The following is a 17972-nucleotide window of genomic DNA, read 5'->3' as shown; positions in this document are numbered from 1 at the left end:
CCACCCCGCCACGGCGGCCCCCGGCACGGGCCCGGTCGGCTCGCCGCGTCGTCAGGCGGTGGCCGGCTGGAGGTAGCCGTGGTCGAGGAGCCACTTGACGTTCAGGCGCTGCCCCTCACCGGGGTCGAGGAAGACGGGGTCGAGCTTGATCTGCTCGCCGCCGCCGGGCTGCTCGAACCAGGGGGCCACCCCGCCCTGCCAGACGAAGAACGGTTTCGCCACCTTGTACACGCGATAGTCGCAGGCGTACGCGGCGTCGCGGGTGTTGAGGTTCTGCGGCGGCAGCGAGCGCTCGGCGTAGGAGTCCCCGGCGGGCGCGAGGAACGAGCCGAACTCGGAGCCGAAGCGATCGAGCAGCTCACCCTTGTCCAACTGCTCCGGGTGCTTGTCGACCTCACCGTTGACTGTCTCGAAACCGTCGTTGGGCGGGTACTTCCAGCCGCCGGAGTCCGCCGGGCCCTCCCAGTACTTCTTGAAGAACGCCGACGGCGTGAGCTTGCCCGTCCGCTTCCACTTCTTCAGGAGCGGCCCGACGGGCTTCTGCCCCTTCCTGGGCAGCCACTTGGGGCCGAGGCGGGCGTCGTCAAGGAAGGCCCCGGTGCAGGGCTCGGGCTTCGCCGCCGGAGCCGGGGCCGTCGCGGCGGTGGATATGCCGGACGGCGCCGCGTGCGCGGCGGGCGCCACGGCGACGGCCGTCACCACGGCGACCGTCACCCCCATCGCGGCCAGGGTCGTACGGATCCGGATCACACGGCTCTGCTCCACTCGGCGACTCCTCAGGTCTGCGCTCGCACGGACGCGGGCATCACGATTCACTCGCGCACCGTAGCGACGCAGGACCATTCAGTGGTCAACCTCCGTGCGGGCGTGGCCACTTCGCGACGGCCGGGTCGGAGACGCAGCGCGGGCGCGTACGTCCGGCGTACGACCTGGCCGCGACAAGGAGACCCCAGCCGAGCCCGCCGAAGGCGAGACCGCCGAACGCCACCATCCAGGCGAGCCCCGAGCCGGTCGTGAACACCCCCTGCGGCTCCGGCTTCGGCAGCACCCCGACGGCCATGAGCAGGGAGCCGAACGTGAGCGGCGTCCCGTACAGAGCGAGAGCGAACCCGGTCAGCCAGGCCGGGATCAGCGGGAGCAGCCGGGGCACGCGCCGACCGGCGAGGGGCAGGGTCCAGCGCGGAAAGACCTGGCCCCAGCGGTGCGTGAGGCCGAGCGTCAGGAACACCCCGAGCAGCGCGGCGAGCACCGTCACGTCCACACCCACCGAGGCGAGCGCCCGCGCGCCGCCGGTCGCGTCCCCCTCCATCTCGCGCTGCCAGGCCTCCCCGCTCACCCCGATCGCGTCACCGCCGAAGAGCCAGACGGTCTTCACGACGGACCACGGAAGCAGTCCGCACAGCAGCAGGTACGCGGCAAGGCGCGTCCTGCGGGGCGCGAGGGACGGGGCGGGGTGACTCAGCGGCCCCTCGCCGCCGCCCGGGTGCGGCCACCCGCAGCGGGGGCAACTCCCGCGCCGCCGACGGCGGTACGAGACGGCGACCATGCCGAGCAGGGCCGTCCCGGGCGTGAGCAGCAGGAGGTTGGCGAGGCCGGTGGCGCTCTCCAGGCCCGAGCCCGACATGAGGACGACGAAGTACAGGGGGAGGCCGATCACGCCCCAGCCGAGCGCCGGGATCAGCACGGCCAGCGCGACGCCCACGGCGCGGCGGGCCCGGCCGCTGAGCGGCCTCGTCGTGGCGAGGCCGACGGCGGCGGCGAGCAGGGCGAGGGCGGCCAGGAGGAGTTGGAGGGCGGCCGGGGTGTGTCTGTCCCCGGCTATCGGTACGACGGTGCCGGTGGCGGCCCACAGCGTCTGGGCCAGGGCATACGCGACGCCCCAGGCCGCGGTGGCGCGGGGCGCCCAGGTGGGCCAGCGCCGCCACCAGAGCGCGGGGCCCCGCGTCGGTGGGGCCGGGGTGGAAGCGGAGGGCGAGGGAGGCGGTGGCGGGGCGGGCACGGTCTCCGTGCGGGCGGTGCGGGCGGGGAGCGCCACGGGGTCCTCCAGGATGCGGCTCGACGGGAAACGGCCAGGCACACAGGGGGCCTGCGCCTGAGACCCTGCCGTCCGGCCACGGCCCGCACATCGCTCCCGTGGACCACCCTCCTCCCCCACACGGCGGAAGAAGCACGGGGAATGTTGTTGCGCATACTGCAACCCAGGTTGCGGCTCTTGCCTGTTGGCAGGGTTCGGGGCCACTGTGTCTGCCACATCCGTCACCACTGACCCGCAAGGTGGAGTCATGAGTGGAGTCATGAACAGAAGGCGGTTCCTCGGTACGGGACTGGCCGCGGCCACGGCGGTCACGACCGGCGTGATCGCCTCCGGCATCTCCGGTTCCTCGGGCTCGTCCGGTGCCGCGGGCCGCTCCGGCGCCACGGGTTCCGCCGGGACCTCCGCCACGCCGCCGGTCGCCGCACGAGCCGCCAGGTCCGGGGCCGGCCCGCGCGGTCAACGGCCGCTGTTCCTCGGCACGTACACCTCGCAGTCGGGCGGTGGCAAGGGCATCGGACTCGCGACGTACGACGAGGAGACGGGCGATGTCACCGGCGTCGGCACGCTCGGTGGCGTACCGGATCCGTCGTATCTGGCGGCCCATCCGTCGGGGCGGACGCTGTACGCCGTCAACGAGCGGGAGCAGGGCGGGGTGACCGCGATCGCGCTCTCCCCCGACGGCGACCACCGCGTCCTCGGCACGCGCGGCACCGGCGGCGCCGGGCCCTGCCATGTCTCCGTGCACCCCGGCGGCCGCTGGCTGCTCAGCGCCAACTACACGTCCGGCAGCGTGGCCGTGCACCCGATCGAGGCGTCCGGCGCGCTCGGCGAACGCACCGACCTCGTCACGCACTCCACGCCCCCGCCGGGACCGGGGCAGCAGGGCCCGCACGCGCACCAGATGGTCACCGCCCCGGACGGCCGGTACGTGCTCGCCGTCGATCTGGGCACCGACACGGTGTACACGTACCGGCTCGACACGAAGGCAGGGAGGCTGAGCCGCGTGTCGTACGCGACGGTGCGGCCGGGCGCGGGGCCCCGGCATCTCGCCTTCCATCCGTCGGGGCGGTTCGCGTACGTCGCCGACGAACTCGACAACACGGTCGTGGTCTGCGGCTACGACCCCGCGACCGGTCGGCTCTCACCGGGCGAGCCGCAGCCCACGGGCACCAGGCCCGGCGTCACGAGCTACCCGGCGCAGCCCGTCGTGACCGCCGACGGCAGCTTCGCCTTCCTGGCCAACCGCGGCGACAACAGCCTCACCCGGTACGCCGTCGAGCGCGACGGGGCCCGCCTCCGGCTGCTCGACACGGTGCCGGTGGGCGGGGACTTCCCCCGGCACATCGCCCTCGCGCCGTCGGGCCGCCTGCTGTTCGCCGCGAACCAGCGGTCGGGGTCGGTGAGCGTCTTTCGCGTGGACGGGCGCACCGGTGAACTCGCCCTCGCGGGGAAGCCGTTCGGAGCTCCGATGGCGGTGTGCGCGTTGCCGCTGTGAGGCGGGGCGGCGTTGCGGTGGCGCGACCTCTCCGGTCAGTCGGGGCGCGTGCCGCCGCGCGAGCGGGCCGACGTCCCGCCGCGCCTGCGGGCCCGGTACTCCGCCATCTTCGCCCGCGCCCCGCAGGCGTCCATCGAGCACCAGCGCCGCGCCCCCGCCCGGCTCTCGTCGACGAACAGCAGGGTGCAGTCGGCGGCGGCGCACTCGCGGATCCGTCCGGACAGGGGGCCGCCGAGCAGGTCCGCAGCGTCGCGGGCCAGCAGGCCGAGCAGGCCGGGGGTGTCGAGGGCGGGTGGCAGCAGCCGGGGAGTGCCGTCGCCGTCGAGGGTGAGGCCCGCGCCGGGGAGCGGCCGCGCCGCCCAGTGGTTGAGGAGGTCCAGGTCCGCCGCTTCGGGTGCGGTGGCCTCGCGTACCGCCGCCGCGATCCGGTGGACGGCCTCACGCAGAGCCCGCGCGACCGCCAACTCCTGCTGGGAAACAGCGAGGTGATACTCCGTCATGCCTGCGTCGCGGAACCAGCGGGACAGGTCCGACGGGTCCCGCAGCCGCTCGACGGCGCCCTGGCCGCGCCTGCCCACGGTCGCGGTGAGGTTCAGCGACGTCCGGCCGCCGTGCCAGCGGAACTCCCGGTCGGCGGCAAACGGTTCGCGGTCAGCTGCCGCGGGGGCGGTGCGCGCCTTGGTCATGACCGCACGCTAGCAGCGTTACCCCATGAGGGAGTAACTCGCTAGGGTGGGGGCGGGGTCGCCGAGCGTGCGGCCCCGCCGGGTGCCGCGCGGCGGCCCGGCGTCGGCACACGGGGAGGTTCTTCATGGCGGAGACGGCACGGGACGCGGGCGGGGCGCTGAAGGTCGCGGTGGTCGGCACCGGCGGTGTGGGCGGCTACTTCGGCGGGCGGCTCGCGGAGGCCGGGCACGACGTCGGGTTCGTCGCGCGCGGCGCCCATCTGGAGGCCCTGCGGCGTGACGGCCTGACCGTCGAGACCCCGGCGGGCGACTTCACCGTCACCCCGGCGCGCGCGAGCGACGACACGCACGACATCGGCGAGGTCGACGTCGTCCTGCTGTGCGTCAAGACCTGGCAACTGCCGCCCGCCATCGCCGCGTTGAAGCCCCTGGTCGGCCCGGACACGGCGGTGGTGACCCTGCAGAACGGCGTCGAGGCGCCGGAGCAGGTGGCCCAAGAGGTCGGCAGGGACGCGGTCCTGCCCGGCACCGCGAAGATCCTGGCGCAGTTGGACGGCCCTGGCCGGGTGCGGCACATCGGCGGCCCCGGCTCGCTCGCCTTCACGGAGTGGGACAACCGCGCCACGCCCCGCGTCGAGCGGCTGCGCGCGGCGCTCGACGGGGCGGGCGTGAGCGTCACCGTGCCCGACGACATCTGGGCCGAGCTGTGGGCCAAGTTCCTGTTCGTGGTGCCCTTCGGCGGCCTCGGCACGGTGACGGACGCCCCGTTCGGGGTGCTGCGCTCGCGCCCGGGCACCCGGCGGCTGCTGGTCGAGGGGATGACGGAGATCGAGCGGGTCGCACGGGCCCTGGACGTCCGCCTCCCGGACGACATCGTGACCCGCACCCTGGACTTCATCGACCAGCAGCCCGCCGAGGGCACCTCGTCGCTCCACCGCGACATCCGCTCCGGCCGCCCGTCCGAACTGGACGCGTGGAACGGCTCGGTGGTGCGCCTGGGCGGTCGCACCGGGACGCCGACCCCCGTCAACGGCTACCTGCACGAGGTGGCGAGCGTGCTGGCGGCCCGGGCCGGGGAGCAGGCCGGGCGCGGCGAGGGCTGACGGCCACCGCCCGCACGACCCAGCACTCCCGTGGTCCGGCGCCAAGGGCCGAGCCCGGCACCGGACCACGGGGGAGGCGATCCGTCGGCCACGCGGCCGTCGGCCACGCAATCCGCGGCCGCGCAACCAGCGACCGCACGACCGTCGACTACGGCGCGACGAAACTCACGTCGTCCGCACTCGCCACGATCTCGACCTCGTCGCCGAGCGCCCACTCCGCGACCCGCGACACCGTCGCCGCCGGGATGGCGTCGCTGATGCCCGGCGCCTCCGGAATGTCGTACGTCCCGTGCGCGTCATGGGCGATGACGAGGCGGAAGTCCAGGTCCAGGGCGGTGCGCGCGGTGGCGCTTACGCACATCTCCGACATGACGCCGCAGACGGTGAGCGAGGTGACGCCCTCCTCCCGCAGCACGTCTTCGAGTTCGGTCTCCTCGAAGCCGTCGTCGACGGTCTTGCGGAACAGCAGTTCACCGCGTTCGGTGTCCACCGGGAAGTGCAGCTCCCACGTGGGTGTGCCCGGTTCGTCCAGGGTGCCGTCCGGGCCGTCGTTCTGCAGTTGGACGACGAGCGCGCCGGCGGCCCGCGCCTTGGCGAGGAGTTGCTCGACGCGCGACAGCAGGTGGCGCGCGCCGGGCACGGCTTCGTCACCGGTGACGAAGCCCGACTGGGTATCGATGATGATCAGGGCCTGAACAGGCTCGACGGGTTCGAATTCTGCGGTGGCGGGACTCATGTGGCCCATCATCCCCGCGCGTTGCGCGCGCCCGACACCGGGGGCCGCTCACACGTGCGAGGTGTCCTCCCGCCGGTCGGGCCCGCCGACCGGGACGACCGCCGCCCGCCGGTCCGGGGCGGGCCTCAGGACTCGGGCGGCGCCGGACGCAGCACGGGCCGACGCAGCAGCCTGGCATTGGTGAGCAGGGTGTGCATGCGCTCGGTGACTTGTCCGAGATCCTCGACCGGTTCGTGGAACGGCAGCCGTACGTCGGCCTGGCTGCTGACGCGTTCCAGGCGCAGGGTCAGGCCGTGACGGTCGATGGCGAGCGGTTTGACGTCGACGACTCCGGCGAGGCTGTCGGCGGCGACGAGCCGGGTGAGCTGTTCGACGGCCTCGGGGTGCGAGTCGGCCAGGTGTGTGAGGAGCCGGGCCTCGGCGTGCGCGAGCGGGTCGGCGTCGGCGAGCGCGAACTCCTCGAGGTCGATGCCGGTGCGGCCGCTTCCGTCGTGCAGCACCGCGCAGGCGGGCTCGAAGACGAGGTGGTCGCGGGTCGCCGTGAGGGTCCCCGAGAGCCAGAGCCGGGAGCGCACCCGGTCCCTGACCGGCACCGGCGCGACGTCCGCGAACTCCACGAGCGTGGACGGCTCGCCGCGCGGGGCGCAGATCAGCGCGGCGGCGAGGGCGCTGTCCTCCGGCGGGTGCAGCAGCACCGTGCCCCGCTCGCTGACGGTGTGGGCGCCGACGAGGTCGTCTCTGCCGATCTCCGTGGTCACCGCGCAGGACCAGGCGGTGGCGAGCACGGAGCGGGCGCGCGCCGCCGCGCTGGGCATGGTCGTGCTGACGTGTCGGACACCCATCCTCAACCTCCATTAGGTAAGCCTTGCCTAACTTATCGGAGATCGTGTCGCGCTGCCAGCACGCGTGCGCGGTGTCGTGAACGTGTCCGGGACGCCGTGCGCGCACGACGAAGGCCACCCCCGAGCCGTGCTCAGGGGTGGCCCGTGCGCCGTGCCGGGCGCGTCGGAACCGGACGGGCGCGGCCGCCGGAACCGGGTGGCGGGTCAGTGACCGCGCGCGATCCACTCCTCCAGGTGCGGTGCCTCCGCCCCGACCGTCGTGCTGTCGCCGTGGCCGGTGCGCACCACCGTCTCCGGCGGCAGCGTCAAGAGCCGGTCGCGGATGGAGTCCACGATCGTCGGGAAGTCGCTGAAGGACCGACCGGTCGCGCCGGGACCGCCCGCGAAGAGCGTGTCCCCGGTGAAGACCGTGCCGAGCGCCGGGGCGTACAGGCTCACCGCGCCCTGGCAGTGGCCCGGGGTGTGCAGGACCCGCAGCACCGTCCCGGCGACGGTCAGCTCCTGCCCGTCGGCCAGCTCGCCGTCCGGCGCGCGGTCGGGGTGGGTGAGCTTCCACAGCTCCAGGTCGGCCGGGTGCAGCAGGACAGGCGCGCCGGTGCGGTCGGCGAGGGCGGGCGCCGCGTCGACGTGGTCGTCGTGGGCGTGCGTGCACACGATCGCCACCAGGCGCCGCTCCCCCACGGCGGCCGCGATGGCCTCCGCGTCGTGCGCGGCGTCGATGACGACGGCCTCGTGGTCGTCACCGACGATCCATACGTTGTTGTCGACGTCCCAGGTGCCGCCGTCCAGCGAGAACGTGCCGGAGGTGACGAGGTGGTCGACGCGCGCGCCGCCCGGCGTCGCGGGGCCTTCAAAGGCGGCCATCAGAAGACCACCACCGAACGCAGCACGTCCCCGTGGTGCATCCGCTCGAAGGCCTTCTCGACCTCGTCGAGCGCGATCGTCTCGGTGACGAACGCGTCCAGGTCGAGCCGCCCCTGCCGGTACAGGTCGATGAGCATCGGGAAGTCGCGCGAGGGCAGGCAGTCCCCGTACCAGCTGGACTTGAGCGCGCCGCCGCGCCCGAAGACGTCGAGCAGAGGCAGGTCGATCCGCATCTCCGGCGTGGGCACGCCGACCAGGACGACCGTGCCCGCGAGGTCCCGGGCGTAGAAGGCCTGCTCGTACGTCTCGGGGCGGCCGACCGCCTCGATGACGACGTCGGCGCCGAAGCCGCCGGTCAGCTCGCGGATGGCCTCGATGGGGTCGCTCGTGCGGGAGTTGACGGTGTCGGTGGCGCCGAGGCCGCGGGCGGTCTCCAGCTTCCGGTCGTCGATGTCCACGGCGATGATCTTCGCGGCGCCGGCGAGCCGGGCGCCGACGACGGCGGCGTTGCCGACGCCGCCGCAGCCGATGACGGCCACCGAGTCGCCGCGCCCCACCCCGCCGGTGTTGATCGCGGCGCCGAGCCCGGCCATCACGCCGCAGCCGAGCAGGCCCGCCGCGGCCGGGGACGCGGCCGGGTCCACCTTCGTGCACTGCCCGGCGGCGACCAGCGTCTTCTCCGCGAACGCGCCGATGCCGAGCGCGGGCGCGAGCTCGGTGCCGTCGGTCAGGGTCATCTTCTGCTTCGCGTTGTGGGTGGCGAAGCAGTACTGGGGGCGGCCGCGCTTGCAGGCGCGGCACTGGCCGCACACGGCACGCCAGTTGAGGATCACATAGTCGCCGGGCGCGACCTCGGTGACGCCCTCGCCCACCGACTCGACGACGCCCGCCGCCTCGTGCCCGAGCAGGAACGGGAACTCGTCGTTGATGCCGCCTTCGCGGTAGTGCAGGTCGGTGTGGCAGACCCCGCACGCCTGGACCTTCACCACGGCTTCGCCCGGCCCCGGGTCCGGCACGACGACCGTCTCGATCCGTACCGGCTCACCCTTCGCGCGTGCGACCACGCCCCGCACTTGCTGCGCCATGACTCTCGCCCTTCTCTCGCCTGTACGTCCCGTCCGGCGCCGCCGCCCCAGGGGCCGGGACGCGCCGGTACGAGGAGCCTACGGCCCCCCGCGCCTAGGGTGAGCACGTGCGTGAAATCGCTGCTCAGACCCTGCTGCCCGTGAACGTCACGCTCGCCGTCGTGCTGGTCGTGCTGCTCCTCGCCGCGGCGACGGTGGCCGCCGTGTTCCGGCTCTCGCCGGACGCGTCGCGGGGCCGGGCGCGGGAGATCGTCGTGGCCGGGGTGCGGGCGACGGCTCAACTCGCCGCGGTGTCGCTCCTGATCGGCTGGGTGGTCCACCACACGGCGGCACTGTTCGCCTTCCTGTTCCTGATGTGCGCCGTGGCCGCCCGCACGGCCGGGCGGCGCATCACCCCGAACGGCACCTGGTGGTGGGCGGCCGCGCCCATCGCGGCGCCCGTGGTGCCGGTCGTCGCCGCCCTCACCCTCGCGGGCCTCGTCCCCGTCCACGGCATCGCGATGATCCCCGTGACCGGCATCCTCATCGGCGGCGCGCTCACGGCGACGGTCCTCGGCGGCCGCCGCGCCCTGGACGAACTGCGTACCCGGTTCGGCGAGTTCGAAGCGGGCCTCGCCATCGGTCTGCCGCCCCGCCACGCCCGCCTCGAAGTGATCCGCCCGGCCGCGTCCGACGCCCTCCTGCCGGGCCTCGACCAGACCCGCACCGTCGGCCTCGTCACGCTGCCCGGCGCGTTCGTCGGCATGCTGCTCGGCGGCGCGTCTCCGGTGCAGGCGGGCGCCGTGCAGCTCTTCGTCCTGATCGCCCTGATGGCCGTGCAGGCGGTGGCCGTGGCCCTCACCGTCGAACTGGTCGCGCACGGCAGGCTGCACCGTGACCAGCCCCAGGACACCCCGGGGACACCGCCCGGTGCCGCCGCGTCCGGCCGCACGGCCGACGCGTAGGCTCCGCTTCATGTCTGTTTACGACGCAGTAGAGATCGACACCCTCCAGGGCGGCCCGGCGAACCTGTCCCAGTACCTGGGCAAGGCCGTCCTCATCGTCAACGTCGCCTCCAAGTGCGGGCTGACCCCGCAGTACGCGGGCCTGGAGCGCCTCCACGAGACGTACGCCGCACGCGGCTTCACCGTCCTCGGCGTGCCCTGCAACCAGTTCATGGGCCAGGAGCCCGGCACGTCCGAGGAGATCGCCGAGTTCTGCTCGGCGACGTACGGCGTGACCTTCCCCATGACGGAGAAGGTCGACGTCAACGGCGACGCGCGGCACGCGCTGTACCAGCGCCTGGTGCCGACCGCGGACGCCGAGGGCCACACCGGGGACGTGCGCTGGAACTTCGAGAAGTTCCTGGTCGACGGCTCGGGCAAGGTCGTCGCCCGCTTCTCCCCGCAGACGGAGCCGGACGCCGCGGAGGTCGTCTCCGCGATCGAGGCGCACCTCCCCGCCTGACGCGTCCGCCTCCTCAGGGCCGGTACACGCACTCCGTCAGCGGCGTGCTGAGCCGCCAGCCCAGCGTTCCGTACAGCGCGCGCCCGTCGTCGGTCGCGCCCAGGACGCCCACCCTCGCCCCGCGCGCCGGAGCCTCGTCGGCGAGCGTACGCATGACGAAGCCACCGAGGCCGCGGCGGCGGTGGGCCTCCTGGGTCACGACGCGGTCCACGACGCTCGCCTGCCCGAGGACGGCCATCTGGCCCTGGGCCGCGAGGTCGCCGGCGGCGTCGTGCACGCGCACGAAGGTGACGCCGTCGTCCGTCTCGACCGACGCGGTGCAGCCGTCGGGCGCCACCGGCTCCGTGGGCCGGAGCCCGACCGTCATCAGAAGGCCCGACTCCTCCTCGTCGACCACCCAGCCCTCGGGGAGCCACGGTTCCGCGTCGCGGGGCTCCCCGGGAAACTTGAGCCAGGTGTACGGCGCCTCGACCGAGGCGGCCGCCGCGCGCACCGTGGCCGCGCGCGCGTGGTCCACGCCGTTGTAGCGGGCCACGAGGGTGCCGCGGGTGACCGTGACGAGGTCGGTGCCCTCGTGCCGGAGATCCTCGGTGAGGCCGCAGCCGGGGGCGAAGTCGCCGGTGACGACCTGGTATCCGAGTTCCGGTGAGCGCAGCACGTGGTAGACGACACCGGGCGCCCGGTTCAGCGTCTCCCGCTCCTCCCTGGGGAAGACCGAGGGGGCGGCCCGCCCGCGGGAGAACCCGAGGAACGAGCCGACGTCGTGCCCGAAGACCTTCGCGAGCCGGCCGAGGCGCTCCAGGGCGATGTCGGTCTCGCCGCGCTCCAGGGACGCCAGGAAGGAGACGGAGAGGCCGCACTCGGCGGCGACCTGACGCAGTGACATGCCCCGCTGGGTACGCAGCCGGTGCAGCACCTCGCCGGGCGGCGGGAAGCCCAGCTCCGGATCCCACGCGGAGGGACGGGTCGAGGGGTCCGGATCAGCCATGAGGGCTTCATAAGCACCCTCGGCGCCGCCCCGGCCGGGGGCCGTCGTCAGGGGCGGCGGTTGTGAGTGCCGGGCGTGTACCCGAAGGACCTGCGGAAGACGTCGATGAACGCGCTCGGCGACGACCAGCCGCAGCGCCGCGCCACGGTGGTGACGGGTGTGTCGTCCGCGAGCATCCGCAGGGCGTGGTAGAGGCGCGACTGGGTGCGCCACTGCGGGAAGGTCATGCCCAGTTCGGCGCGGAAGAGGCGGCTGAGGGTGCGCTCGCCGACGCCGGTCGCGGCGCCGAGCGCGGCCAGCGTGCGGGGGTCCTCGGGGTGGTCGTGGACGAGGGCGCAGACCGCCGCGAGGCGCGGGTCGGACGGGGTGGGGAGCTGCATCGGCTGCTGCGGGGACGCGCACAGCTGGTCGAGCAGGACCGCGCGCAGCCTGCGGCGTTCGGGGCCGGTGTCGGTGGGGACCCGCGTGTATTCGATGATCAGCTCGCGCAGCAGCGGGCTCACGGACAGGACAGTGGGCGCGTCGAGGCCCAGCGGGTTCTCGCCCGCGGGGAAGCCCACGAAGTACGCGTTCAGGCGGCCGTGGGCGCGATGGGCGTGGACGGTGCCCGCGGGCACCCAGATGGCGCGCGTCCCGGGCGCGAACCACGTACCGGCCTCGGTGGTGACGGCGACGACCCCGTTGCCCGGCAGGACGATCTGGTGGTCGTCGTGCCGGTGGGCGTCGATGCGCTGCCCGGCGGCCAGGGTCCGGACGTGAGTGGGGGCCTTGGGGGTGTGGCGGACGGCTTCCGGCACGGGCGGTGGCACCTCCGGGCGGGGCGGGCGGCCGACGGGGCCTCCGGCAGGCGGTCGGCCGGACCAGGGCGGGCCTTCGGCGCACCCCCTGGCGGAACATCGATACAAACTGGCACTTTATCGGAAGCCCGACACCGGGTCCCCTCGCGACGATCGACACGTGCCCACAGACAGGACCACGGTCCCACCCCGCTCGCAGCCCCGCCCCGGCTCCGCGCCGCGACGGCGCACCGCCCGCGACCGACCCCTCACCCTCATGGCCCTCGGCCACGCCTGCGTGGACGTGTACCAAGGGTCGGTCGCCGCGCTCGTGCCGTACTTCGTGGCCGAGCGGGCCTACTCCTACGCCGCCGCCTCCGGCATCGTCCTGGCCGCCTCGCTCCTCTCCTCGGTGGTGCAGCCGCTGTTCGGGGCGCTCACCGACAAGTGGGCGATGCCGTGGCTGCTGCCGGTGAGCACGCTGGTGGGCGGCGCCGGTGTCGCGCTCAGCGGCGTCGGCGGCTCGTACGCCCTCACCCTGGCGGTCGTCGCCGTCTCCGGGATCGGCGTCGCCGCGTACCACCCCGAGGCGGCCCGGGTGGCGCGCCTCGCCAGCCGGGGCAGCCACACCTCGATGGGGTGGTTCTCGCTGGGCGGCAACATCGGCTTCGCCACGGCCCCGTTGCTGGTGGCCGCCGTCGTCGCCACCGGCGGTCTGGGCGCGTCCCCGTTGCTCGTCGTCCCCGCCGTCGCGGGCGCGGCTCTGTGCATGGCGGCGCTGCGGGCCCTGCGGGCGCCCGGGTCGGTGACAGCGTCGGCGCGCGGCGGCACCGCCGACGGCAGCGACGACTGGCCGTCGTTCCTGCGCCTGTCCGGTGCCGTGGTGTGCCGCTCGATCGTGTTCGTCGGGCTGAGCGCGTTCATCGCGCTGTACGTGCGCGAGCGCGCCTTCGGCGGGGAGTTCGCGGGTATGGCGGCGCTGTTCGTGCTCTACGTCGGCGGGGCGGTGGGCACGGTGGCCGGGGGTCGGCTCGCCACCCGCTACAGCCGCGTGCCGGTCGTGCGGTGGTCGTACGCGCTGAGTGTCCTCGCCGTCGCCGGGGTCGTCCTCGTCCCGGGCCCGGCGCTGTACCTCTTCGTCGCGCTCACGTCGGCGTGCCTGTACGTACCCTTCTCGCTGCACATCACGCTCGGCCAGGACTATCTGCCCCGGCACATGGGCACCGCCGGCGGCGTCACGCTCGGCCTGACCGTCAGCGTCGGCGGCCTCGCCAGCCCTCTCATCGGCGCCCTGGCCGACAGGACGTCCCTCCAGGTCGCCCTCGCGCCGCTGATCGCCCTGCCCGCCGTGGGCTGGCTCCTGCTGCGCCCGCTGCGCGAGCCCGCGATGCCGGAGGCGGCGCCCGCCACGGCCGAGGCCGCCCCCGCCGGGGCCGAGCCGATGTCCGCCGAGGCAGCGCCCGGCCGGGGCGGAGGAGCCGCCACACCGACCGTCGAACACCCTTGCCACGATCCGGTGACGCGTGCACCTTCCGCGCCCGCCCCGGACTGCCGCTCCGACGAAGGAGGTTGATGAACATGGCCTGCCAGGCCCGTCGTCAGCATGCCCTTGTCCGGGCCGCGCAGGGACAGTGAGTCGCGGCCCGGTCGTCTGAATCGACCAGGAGTTCCGCATGGCTGCTTCCGCCTCTTCCGCCTCTTCAGCACCTTCCGCCTCTTTCTCGTTCTCCTCCTCCGACCCCGCCGGGGACCTGCTCACGGACCGGCTCGCGCTGCGTCCGTGGTCGCCGGACGAACTGACCGCCGTCGTCGGGCGGCTCCCGCCGCGCCGACTGGGCGCCGGACTTCCCCGCCGAGGGCGACCGCTTCATCGCCGGTTTCCTCACCGAGCACCCCGAGGGCCCCGCCCGCCACGGCCACCGGCTCGTGGCCGAGCGCGACGGTGGCCTGGTCGTCGGCTCGATCGGGCTGTTCTGGCCGCCCAGCGACGGGGCGATCGAGGTCGGGTACGGCATCGTCACCTCGCGCCGGAGCCGCGGCTACGCCTCCGAAGCCACCCGCGCGCTGACCGAGTTCGCCCTGATCGAGGAAGGGCCCGTCGATCAGCTCCTGTGGAACGACTCCTACGCCGGGCAGGACCTGCTGCACGGGCCGTCGTTCGTGCCCGGGCTCGGTGCCAGCGTCGAGCTGGTCCAGGCGGTGCTCGCCCCGCACACCGTGTGGAGCGTCTGTGTGCCATCGCGCTCGTCGAGGCCTGTGTGCCCGCGCGCCGGACCATGCCGTGGCTCGGCCGCCGGGGGCTCGCCGTCACCGCGGTGGTGTACGTCCTGGGCGCGACCCTGGTGTTCTGGGGCAACGACAGCGAGGAGCACTCCGTCGTGCCGCCCGCCCAACTGGCCGTGTGCGTCGTCGCGATCGTGGCGTTGGTGGTCGTAGCGCTGCGGATCTCCCGCGACCACCCGAAGGCCCCGGAGGCCGACACGACCGCTGAGGCCGCCGCCCTCAGCCCCGCCCCCGCCCCCTGGCGCGTGGGCGCCCTCGCCCTCGCGGGCACCAGCCTCCACTGGGGTCCGTCCGTGCTCCTCACCGCCGACCGGTTCGAGTGGATCGGCGTGTTCCTGTGGTTCCTCGTGGCCGTCCTCGGAGTGCTCGCGGTCGCGCGCCGGTCGCGGCGGCCCGGCTGGGAAGCGCGGCACGTGTGCGCGCTCGCGGGCGGCGCGCTCCTGACCTACGTGTGGGCGGCCCTAACCGTACGCCCGGAGGACGGCGGGTCCCTGACGGCGGATCTGGTGAGCAACGCGGTGTGCGCGGTCATCGCCCTGGCCGTGCTCGCGCGGGCCGTGCGGACCGCCCGGGCGGAGCAGTCCGAAGGCGGCGTACATCCACCCGGGCCAAGCCGATCTGCGCAGTTGGGAGCCCGCTCCTACGGTGGCTGAATGGTCATCAGGTACCTTTCACGCCCGGTCCGGCGCGCCACCGCACTGCGTGCCACAGCCCTCGCCACCGGGGCCCTGGTCTGCCTCTCGGGACCGGCCGTCTGCGCCGAACCCGCGCCCCCGAAGCCGCCGCCCGCGTACTCCTCGTCCCTGCTCGACCGGCCCGGAACCCAGGTGCGTCCGGGACCTCGCACACCGGCACTCCCCCGCGGACTCACCGCCCTGTCCTGGGTGGTCTCCGACGCCCGGACGGGCGAAGTGCTCGCCGCGCACAACGCACACCGCCGACTGCCGCCCGCCTCCACGCTCAAGTCCTTGTTCGCGCTCACCGCGCTGCCCCGACTGCACCCCGAAACCCGGCACACCGTCACCGACCGCGAGCTGTCCCGTGTCGGCGGCGGCAGCAGCCTGGTGGGGGTCGCCGCGGGCCGCAGCTACCGGGTCTCCGACCTGTGGCGGGGGGTGTTCCTCAGCTCCGGCAACGACGCCGTGCACGTGCTCGCCGGGATGAACGGCGGCTGGGACCGCACCGTGCGGCAGATGCGCGCCAAGGCCCGCTCGCTCGGCGCCCGCGACACCCACGTGGTCTCGCCCGACGGCTACGACGCGCCGGGGCAGGTGTCGTCCGCGTACGACCTGGCGGTGTTCGGGCGGGCCGGGCTCGCCGATCCGCAGTTCGCCCGCTACTGCTCGACGGCCGTCGCGCGCTTCCCCAGCGGCAACTGGTCCTACCCCATCCGGAACACCAACCGGCTGCTGACCGGCGCCGACGGCGTGGCCCGCTACCCGGGCCTGATCGGCGTCAAGAACGGCTACACCAGCGGCGCCGGGAACACGCTGATCGCCGCCGCCCACCGGGGCCCGCGCACGGTCCTGGTGACGGTGATGAACCCGCAGCGGGGCGGCCATTCCGTGTACGAGGAGGCCAGGTCGCTTCTCGACTGGGGCTTCGCCGCGGCCGGCCGGGCGCGGCCGGTGGGCTCGCTGCTGCCCGTCAAGCCCCGCAAGGCCCCGAACCGGGTGCGCCACACCGCGGCGGCCGCGATCGTGCCGCCCGCCGCGACCGACGACGGCTCCGACTGGCCCGCCCTCGTCCTGGTCGGCGTCGGCTCGACCGCGCTGATCGCCGGGTGCGTGGTGATCGTGCGGCGGCGGGCGGCTACCGTGGCCCGACGCAGAGCGCTGGGAGGGGAGTTCGTGCCGTGAGCGAACCGTTGGGGGTGGCCGTGCTCGGCGCCGGGCACATGGGCGCCGACCATGTGCGGCGCCTCGCCCGGTCCGTGACCGGGGCCCACGTCGTGGCCGTCGCGGACCCGGACCGGGCGCGGGGCGAGGCGGCGGCCGCCGGGATCGAGGGCGTGCGCGTGCACGCCGACGCGCTCGCGGCCCTCGCCGAGCCCGGGGTGGGGGCGGTCCTGGTGGCCTCGCCCGACCACGCGCACGAGGAGGCGCTGCTCGCGGCCCTCGCGCGCGGCCTGCCCGTGCTGTGCGAGAAGCCGCTCGCCGCCGACGCCCGGGCCGCGCTTCGCGTGGTCGAGGCGGAGGCACGCGGCGGGCGGCGGCTGATCCAGGTGGGGTTCATGCGCCGGTACGACACCGAGTACCGCGGGCTCAAGGCGCTCCTGGACAGCGGGAGCATCGGCAGGCCGCTGATGCTGCACTGCCGCCATCGCAATGTGTCCTCGCCCCCGCACTTCACCTCCGCGACGCTGATCAGCAGCTCGGTGTCGCACGAGATCGACGCGGCGCGCTGGCTGCTCGGCGACGAGGTCACCGCGGTGACCGTGCTCCGGCCGCGGCCGTCGGCGGCCGCCCCCGCCGGGCTCCAGGACCCGCAGCTGGTGCTCTTCGAGACCGCGGGCGGCGCCCTCGTGGACGTGGAGATCTTCGTCAACTGCGGGTTCGGCTACGAGGTCACGTGCGAGGCGGTCGGCGAGCGGGGCAGCGCCCGGATCGGCGACGCGCCCGGCATGGTGGTGCGCTCGGCCGGGCGCGCCCGGCGGGACATCGCGCAGGACTACGTGGCGCGGTTCGCCGACGCCTACGACCGCGAGGTGCGCGAGTGGGTGGCCGGTGTCCGCGAGGGGCGGGTGGCGGGTCCGAGCGCGTGGGACGGGTACGCGGCGGCGGCCGTCGCCGAGGCCGGGGTCCGAGCGCTCGCCGACGGCACGCGGGTCGCGGTCGACCTGGCGGAGCGGCCCGCGCTCCACGGCTGAGAGCCTGCCTTCGAGGCGGCGTCAGGCCGGGCCCGGCCGCCAGTAGCCGAGCGCGTGGATCCGGTGGCGCGGTACGGCAAGCTCCTTGCGGGCGTACGCGGACAAGGACCGGGTCGTCGTCGTGTCACAGGTGATCCACACGTACGCGTCCGGCTCCTCCTCGACGGCGGCCGCGAGCCCGGCCCTGGCCTCCTGGTCGACGCCGGTGCCGCGCTCGACCCAGTGGACGTCGTGGCGTGCGGGGTCGACGCGCAGGTCAAGGTCGCGGTCGTCGGCGTGCTGGGTCTCGAACCAGATCGTCGCGGGGGTGTCCGGCATCGCGCCCAGGAGCGAGTTGATCGCGGGCAGCGCCGCCGCGTCGCCGACCACGAGCAGCCGTGACGGCGGCGGGGTCGGCACCTCGAAGCCGGTGCCCTGGACGGTCGCGTCGATGGTGTCGCCCGGTTCCGCCTTGCGCGCCCATTCGCTGGCGGGGCCGTCGTGCAGCGCGAACTCCAGGCTGAACGTGCCGGCCTCCGCGTCCGGGTCGACCAGCGTGTAGGCACGCTGGTGCGGCTTGCCCGCGTTGTCGAACCACAGCCGCACCCACATCGTGGGGTGCACGCCGGTCGCCGCGAGCATGCCGCCGTCGGTGAGGTGAAGGCGGCGATAGTGCTCGGTCACCTCGTCGGCGCCGGTCACCGTGAAACGGAAGTCCTTGCCGCGCAGCAGCTTGAGGACGACGCCTTCCCAGCCGTGGCCCACCCTGGTCCCCTCCCTAGAGA

Annotated in this window: 18 protein-coding genes and 1 pseudogene; 9 read left to right on the top strand and 10 right to left on the bottom strand. The window is 74.4% G+C overall.

Annotation, left to right across the window (positions count from 1 at the left end):
* Positions 1-51: 51 nt before the first annotated feature.
* Positions 52-750 carry a TNT domain-containing protein gene (locus ACZ6BG_RS17190; RefSeq protein ID WP_469002963.1) on the bottom strand — a complete coding sequence of 233 codons (699 nt, stop codon included), beginning with the start codon at positions 748-750 and terminating at the stop codon, positions 52-54.
* A gap of 100 nt (positions 751-850) precedes the next feature.
* Positions 851-2077, bottom strand: coding sequence for a hypothetical protein (locus ACZ6BG_RS17185; RefSeq protein WP_469001813.1), 1227 nt, complete (start codon positions 2075-2077; stop codon positions 851-853).
* Between the two features lie 217 nt (positions 2078-2294).
* On the opposite strand from ACZ6BG_RS17185, the gene ACZ6BG_RS17180 reads away from it, so the two are divergent.
* Complete coding sequence (locus ACZ6BG_RS17180; protein ID WP_469001809.1) at positions 2295-3530, top strand: lactonase family protein; 1236 nt, start codon at positions 2295-2297, stop codon at positions 3528-3530.
* Positions 3531-3565: 35 nt separating this feature from the next.
* Here ACZ6BG_RS17180 and ACZ6BG_RS17175 read toward each other — a convergent pair whose 3' ends face one another.
* Complete coding sequence (locus tag ACZ6BG_RS17175) at positions 3566-4216, bottom strand: CGNR zinc finger domain-containing protein (RefSeq protein WP_469001807.1); 651 nt, start codon at positions 4214-4216, stop codon at positions 3566-3568.
* A gap of 125 nt (positions 4217-4341) precedes the next feature.
* Here ACZ6BG_RS17175 and ACZ6BG_RS17170 point away from each other — a divergent pair, with 125 nt between their 5' ends.
* Positions 4342-5319, top strand: coding sequence for a 2-dehydropantoate 2-reductase (locus ACZ6BG_RS17170; RefSeq protein ID WP_469001805.1), 978 nt, complete (start codon positions 4342-4344; stop codon positions 5317-5319).
* Between the two features lie 148 nt (positions 5320-5467).
* On the opposite strand, the gene ACZ6BG_RS17165 is transcribed toward ACZ6BG_RS17170, so the two are convergent.
* From ACZ6BG_RS17165 to ACZ6BG_RS17150, 4 genes are all read right to left on the bottom strand, one after another.
* Positions 5468-6055, bottom strand: coding sequence for an isochorismatase family protein (locus ACZ6BG_RS17165; RefSeq protein ID WP_468459071.1), 588 nt, complete (start codon positions 6053-6055; stop codon positions 5468-5470).
* 125 nt (positions 6056-6180) lie between these two features.
* On the bottom strand, positions 6181-6897 hold the full coding sequence (locus tag ACZ6BG_RS17160) for a DUF2470 domain-containing protein (protein ID WP_469001799.1): 717 nt from the start codon (positions 6895-6897) through the stop codon (positions 6181-6183).
* Between the two features lie 204 nt (positions 6898-7101).
* Positions 7102-7761, bottom strand: a complete 660-nt coding sequence (locus ACZ6BG_RS17155) for an MBL fold metallo-hydrolase (protein WP_469001795.1) — start codon at positions 7759-7761, stop codon at positions 7102-7104.
* Positions 7761-8846 carry an S-(hydroxymethyl)mycothiol dehydrogenase gene (locus ACZ6BG_RS17150; protein WP_469001793.1) on the bottom strand — a complete coding sequence of 362 codons (1086 nt, stop codon included), beginning with the start codon at positions 8844-8846 and terminating at the stop codon, positions 7761-7763. Before ACZ6BG_RS17150 ends, ACZ6BG_RS17155 begins: the two co-directional genes overlap by 1 nt.
* A 107-nt stretch (positions 8847-8953) precedes the next feature.
* Between ACZ6BG_RS17150 and ACZ6BG_RS17145 the strand changes: the two genes are divergently transcribed.
* Positions 8954-9790 (top strand): ABC transporter permease, encoded by an 837-nt coding sequence (locus ACZ6BG_RS17145; RefSeq protein ID WP_469001790.1) that lies wholly within the window; start codon positions 8954-8956, stop codon positions 9788-9790.
* A gap of 10 nt (positions 9791-9800) precedes the next feature.
* Entirely contained in the window at positions 9801-10292 is a 492-nt protein-coding gene (locus ACZ6BG_RS17140) for a glutathione peroxidase (RefSeq protein WP_469001786.1), read from the top strand.
* 13 nt (positions 10293-10305) lie between these two features.
* On the opposite strand, the gene ACZ6BG_RS17135 is transcribed toward ACZ6BG_RS17140, so the two are convergent.
* Together ACZ6BG_RS17135 and ACZ6BG_RS17130 are read right to left on the bottom strand one after the other, a co-directional pair.
* Positions 10306-11280 carry a GNAT family N-acetyltransferase gene (locus tag ACZ6BG_RS17135; RefSeq protein WP_469001784.1) on the bottom strand — a complete coding sequence of 325 codons (975 nt, stop codon included), beginning with the start codon at positions 11278-11280 and terminating at the stop codon, positions 10306-10308.
* A 47-nt stretch (positions 11281-11327) separates the two neighbouring features.
* The gene (locus tag ACZ6BG_RS17130; RefSeq protein WP_469001780.1) at positions 11328-12077 is read right to left on the bottom strand and encodes an AraC family transcriptional regulator; all 750 of its coding nucleotides are present in this window, start codon (positions 12075-12077) and stop codon (positions 11328-11330) included.
* A 256-nt stretch (positions 12078-12333) separates the two neighbouring features.
* Between ACZ6BG_RS17130 and ACZ6BG_RS17125 the strand changes: the two genes are divergently transcribed.
* The 5 genes and pseudogenes from ACZ6BG_RS17125 to ACZ6BG_RS17105 all read left to right on the top strand — a co-directional run bounded on the left by ACZ6BG_RS17125 (position 12334) and on the right by ACZ6BG_RS17105 (position 17208).
* Positions 12334-13629 carry an MFS transporter gene (locus tag ACZ6BG_RS17125; RefSeq protein WP_469002961.1) on the top strand — a complete coding sequence of 432 codons (1296 nt, stop codon included), beginning with the start codon at positions 12334-12336 and terminating at the stop codon, positions 13627-13629.
* A gap of 296 nt (positions 13630-13925) precedes the next feature.
* Positions 13926-14090, top strand: a pseudogene (locus ACZ6BG_RS17120) (GNAT family N-acetyltransferase); the annotation flags it as partial.
* Positions 14091-14275: 185 nt separating this feature from the next.
* Positions 14276-14992 (top strand): hypothetical protein, encoded by a 717-nt coding sequence (locus ACZ6BG_RS17115; protein WP_469001775.1) that lies wholly within the window; start codon positions 14276-14278, stop codon positions 14990-14992.
* A complete protein-coding gene (locus tag ACZ6BG_RS17110; protein ID WP_469001773.1) occupies positions 14993-16198 on the top strand; it encodes a D-alanyl-D-alanine carboxypeptidase family protein in 1206 nt (401 codons plus the stop codon). It abuts the gene before it with no gap.
* Positions 16195-17208, top strand: coding sequence for a Gfo/Idh/MocA family protein (locus ACZ6BG_RS17105; protein ID WP_469001771.1), 1014 nt, complete (start codon positions 16195-16197; stop codon positions 17206-17208). The genes ACZ6BG_RS17110 and ACZ6BG_RS17105 overlap by 4 nt, the downstream gene beginning before the upstream one ends.
* A gap of 21 nt (positions 17209-17229) precedes the next feature.
* On the opposite strand, the gene ACZ6BG_RS17100 is transcribed toward ACZ6BG_RS17105, so the two are convergent.
* Positions 17230-17952: a siderophore-interacting protein gene (locus tag ACZ6BG_RS17100; RefSeq protein WP_469001769.1), complete on the bottom strand. Its 723-nt coding sequence runs from the start codon at positions 17950-17952 to the stop codon at positions 17230-17232.
* Positions 17953-17972: the final 20 nt, after the last annotated feature.

The sequence above is a fragment of the Streptomyces sp. NPDC041205 genome, from assembly GCF_055591765.1.
This window is presented reverse-complemented; position numbering and strand designations above follow the sequence as displayed.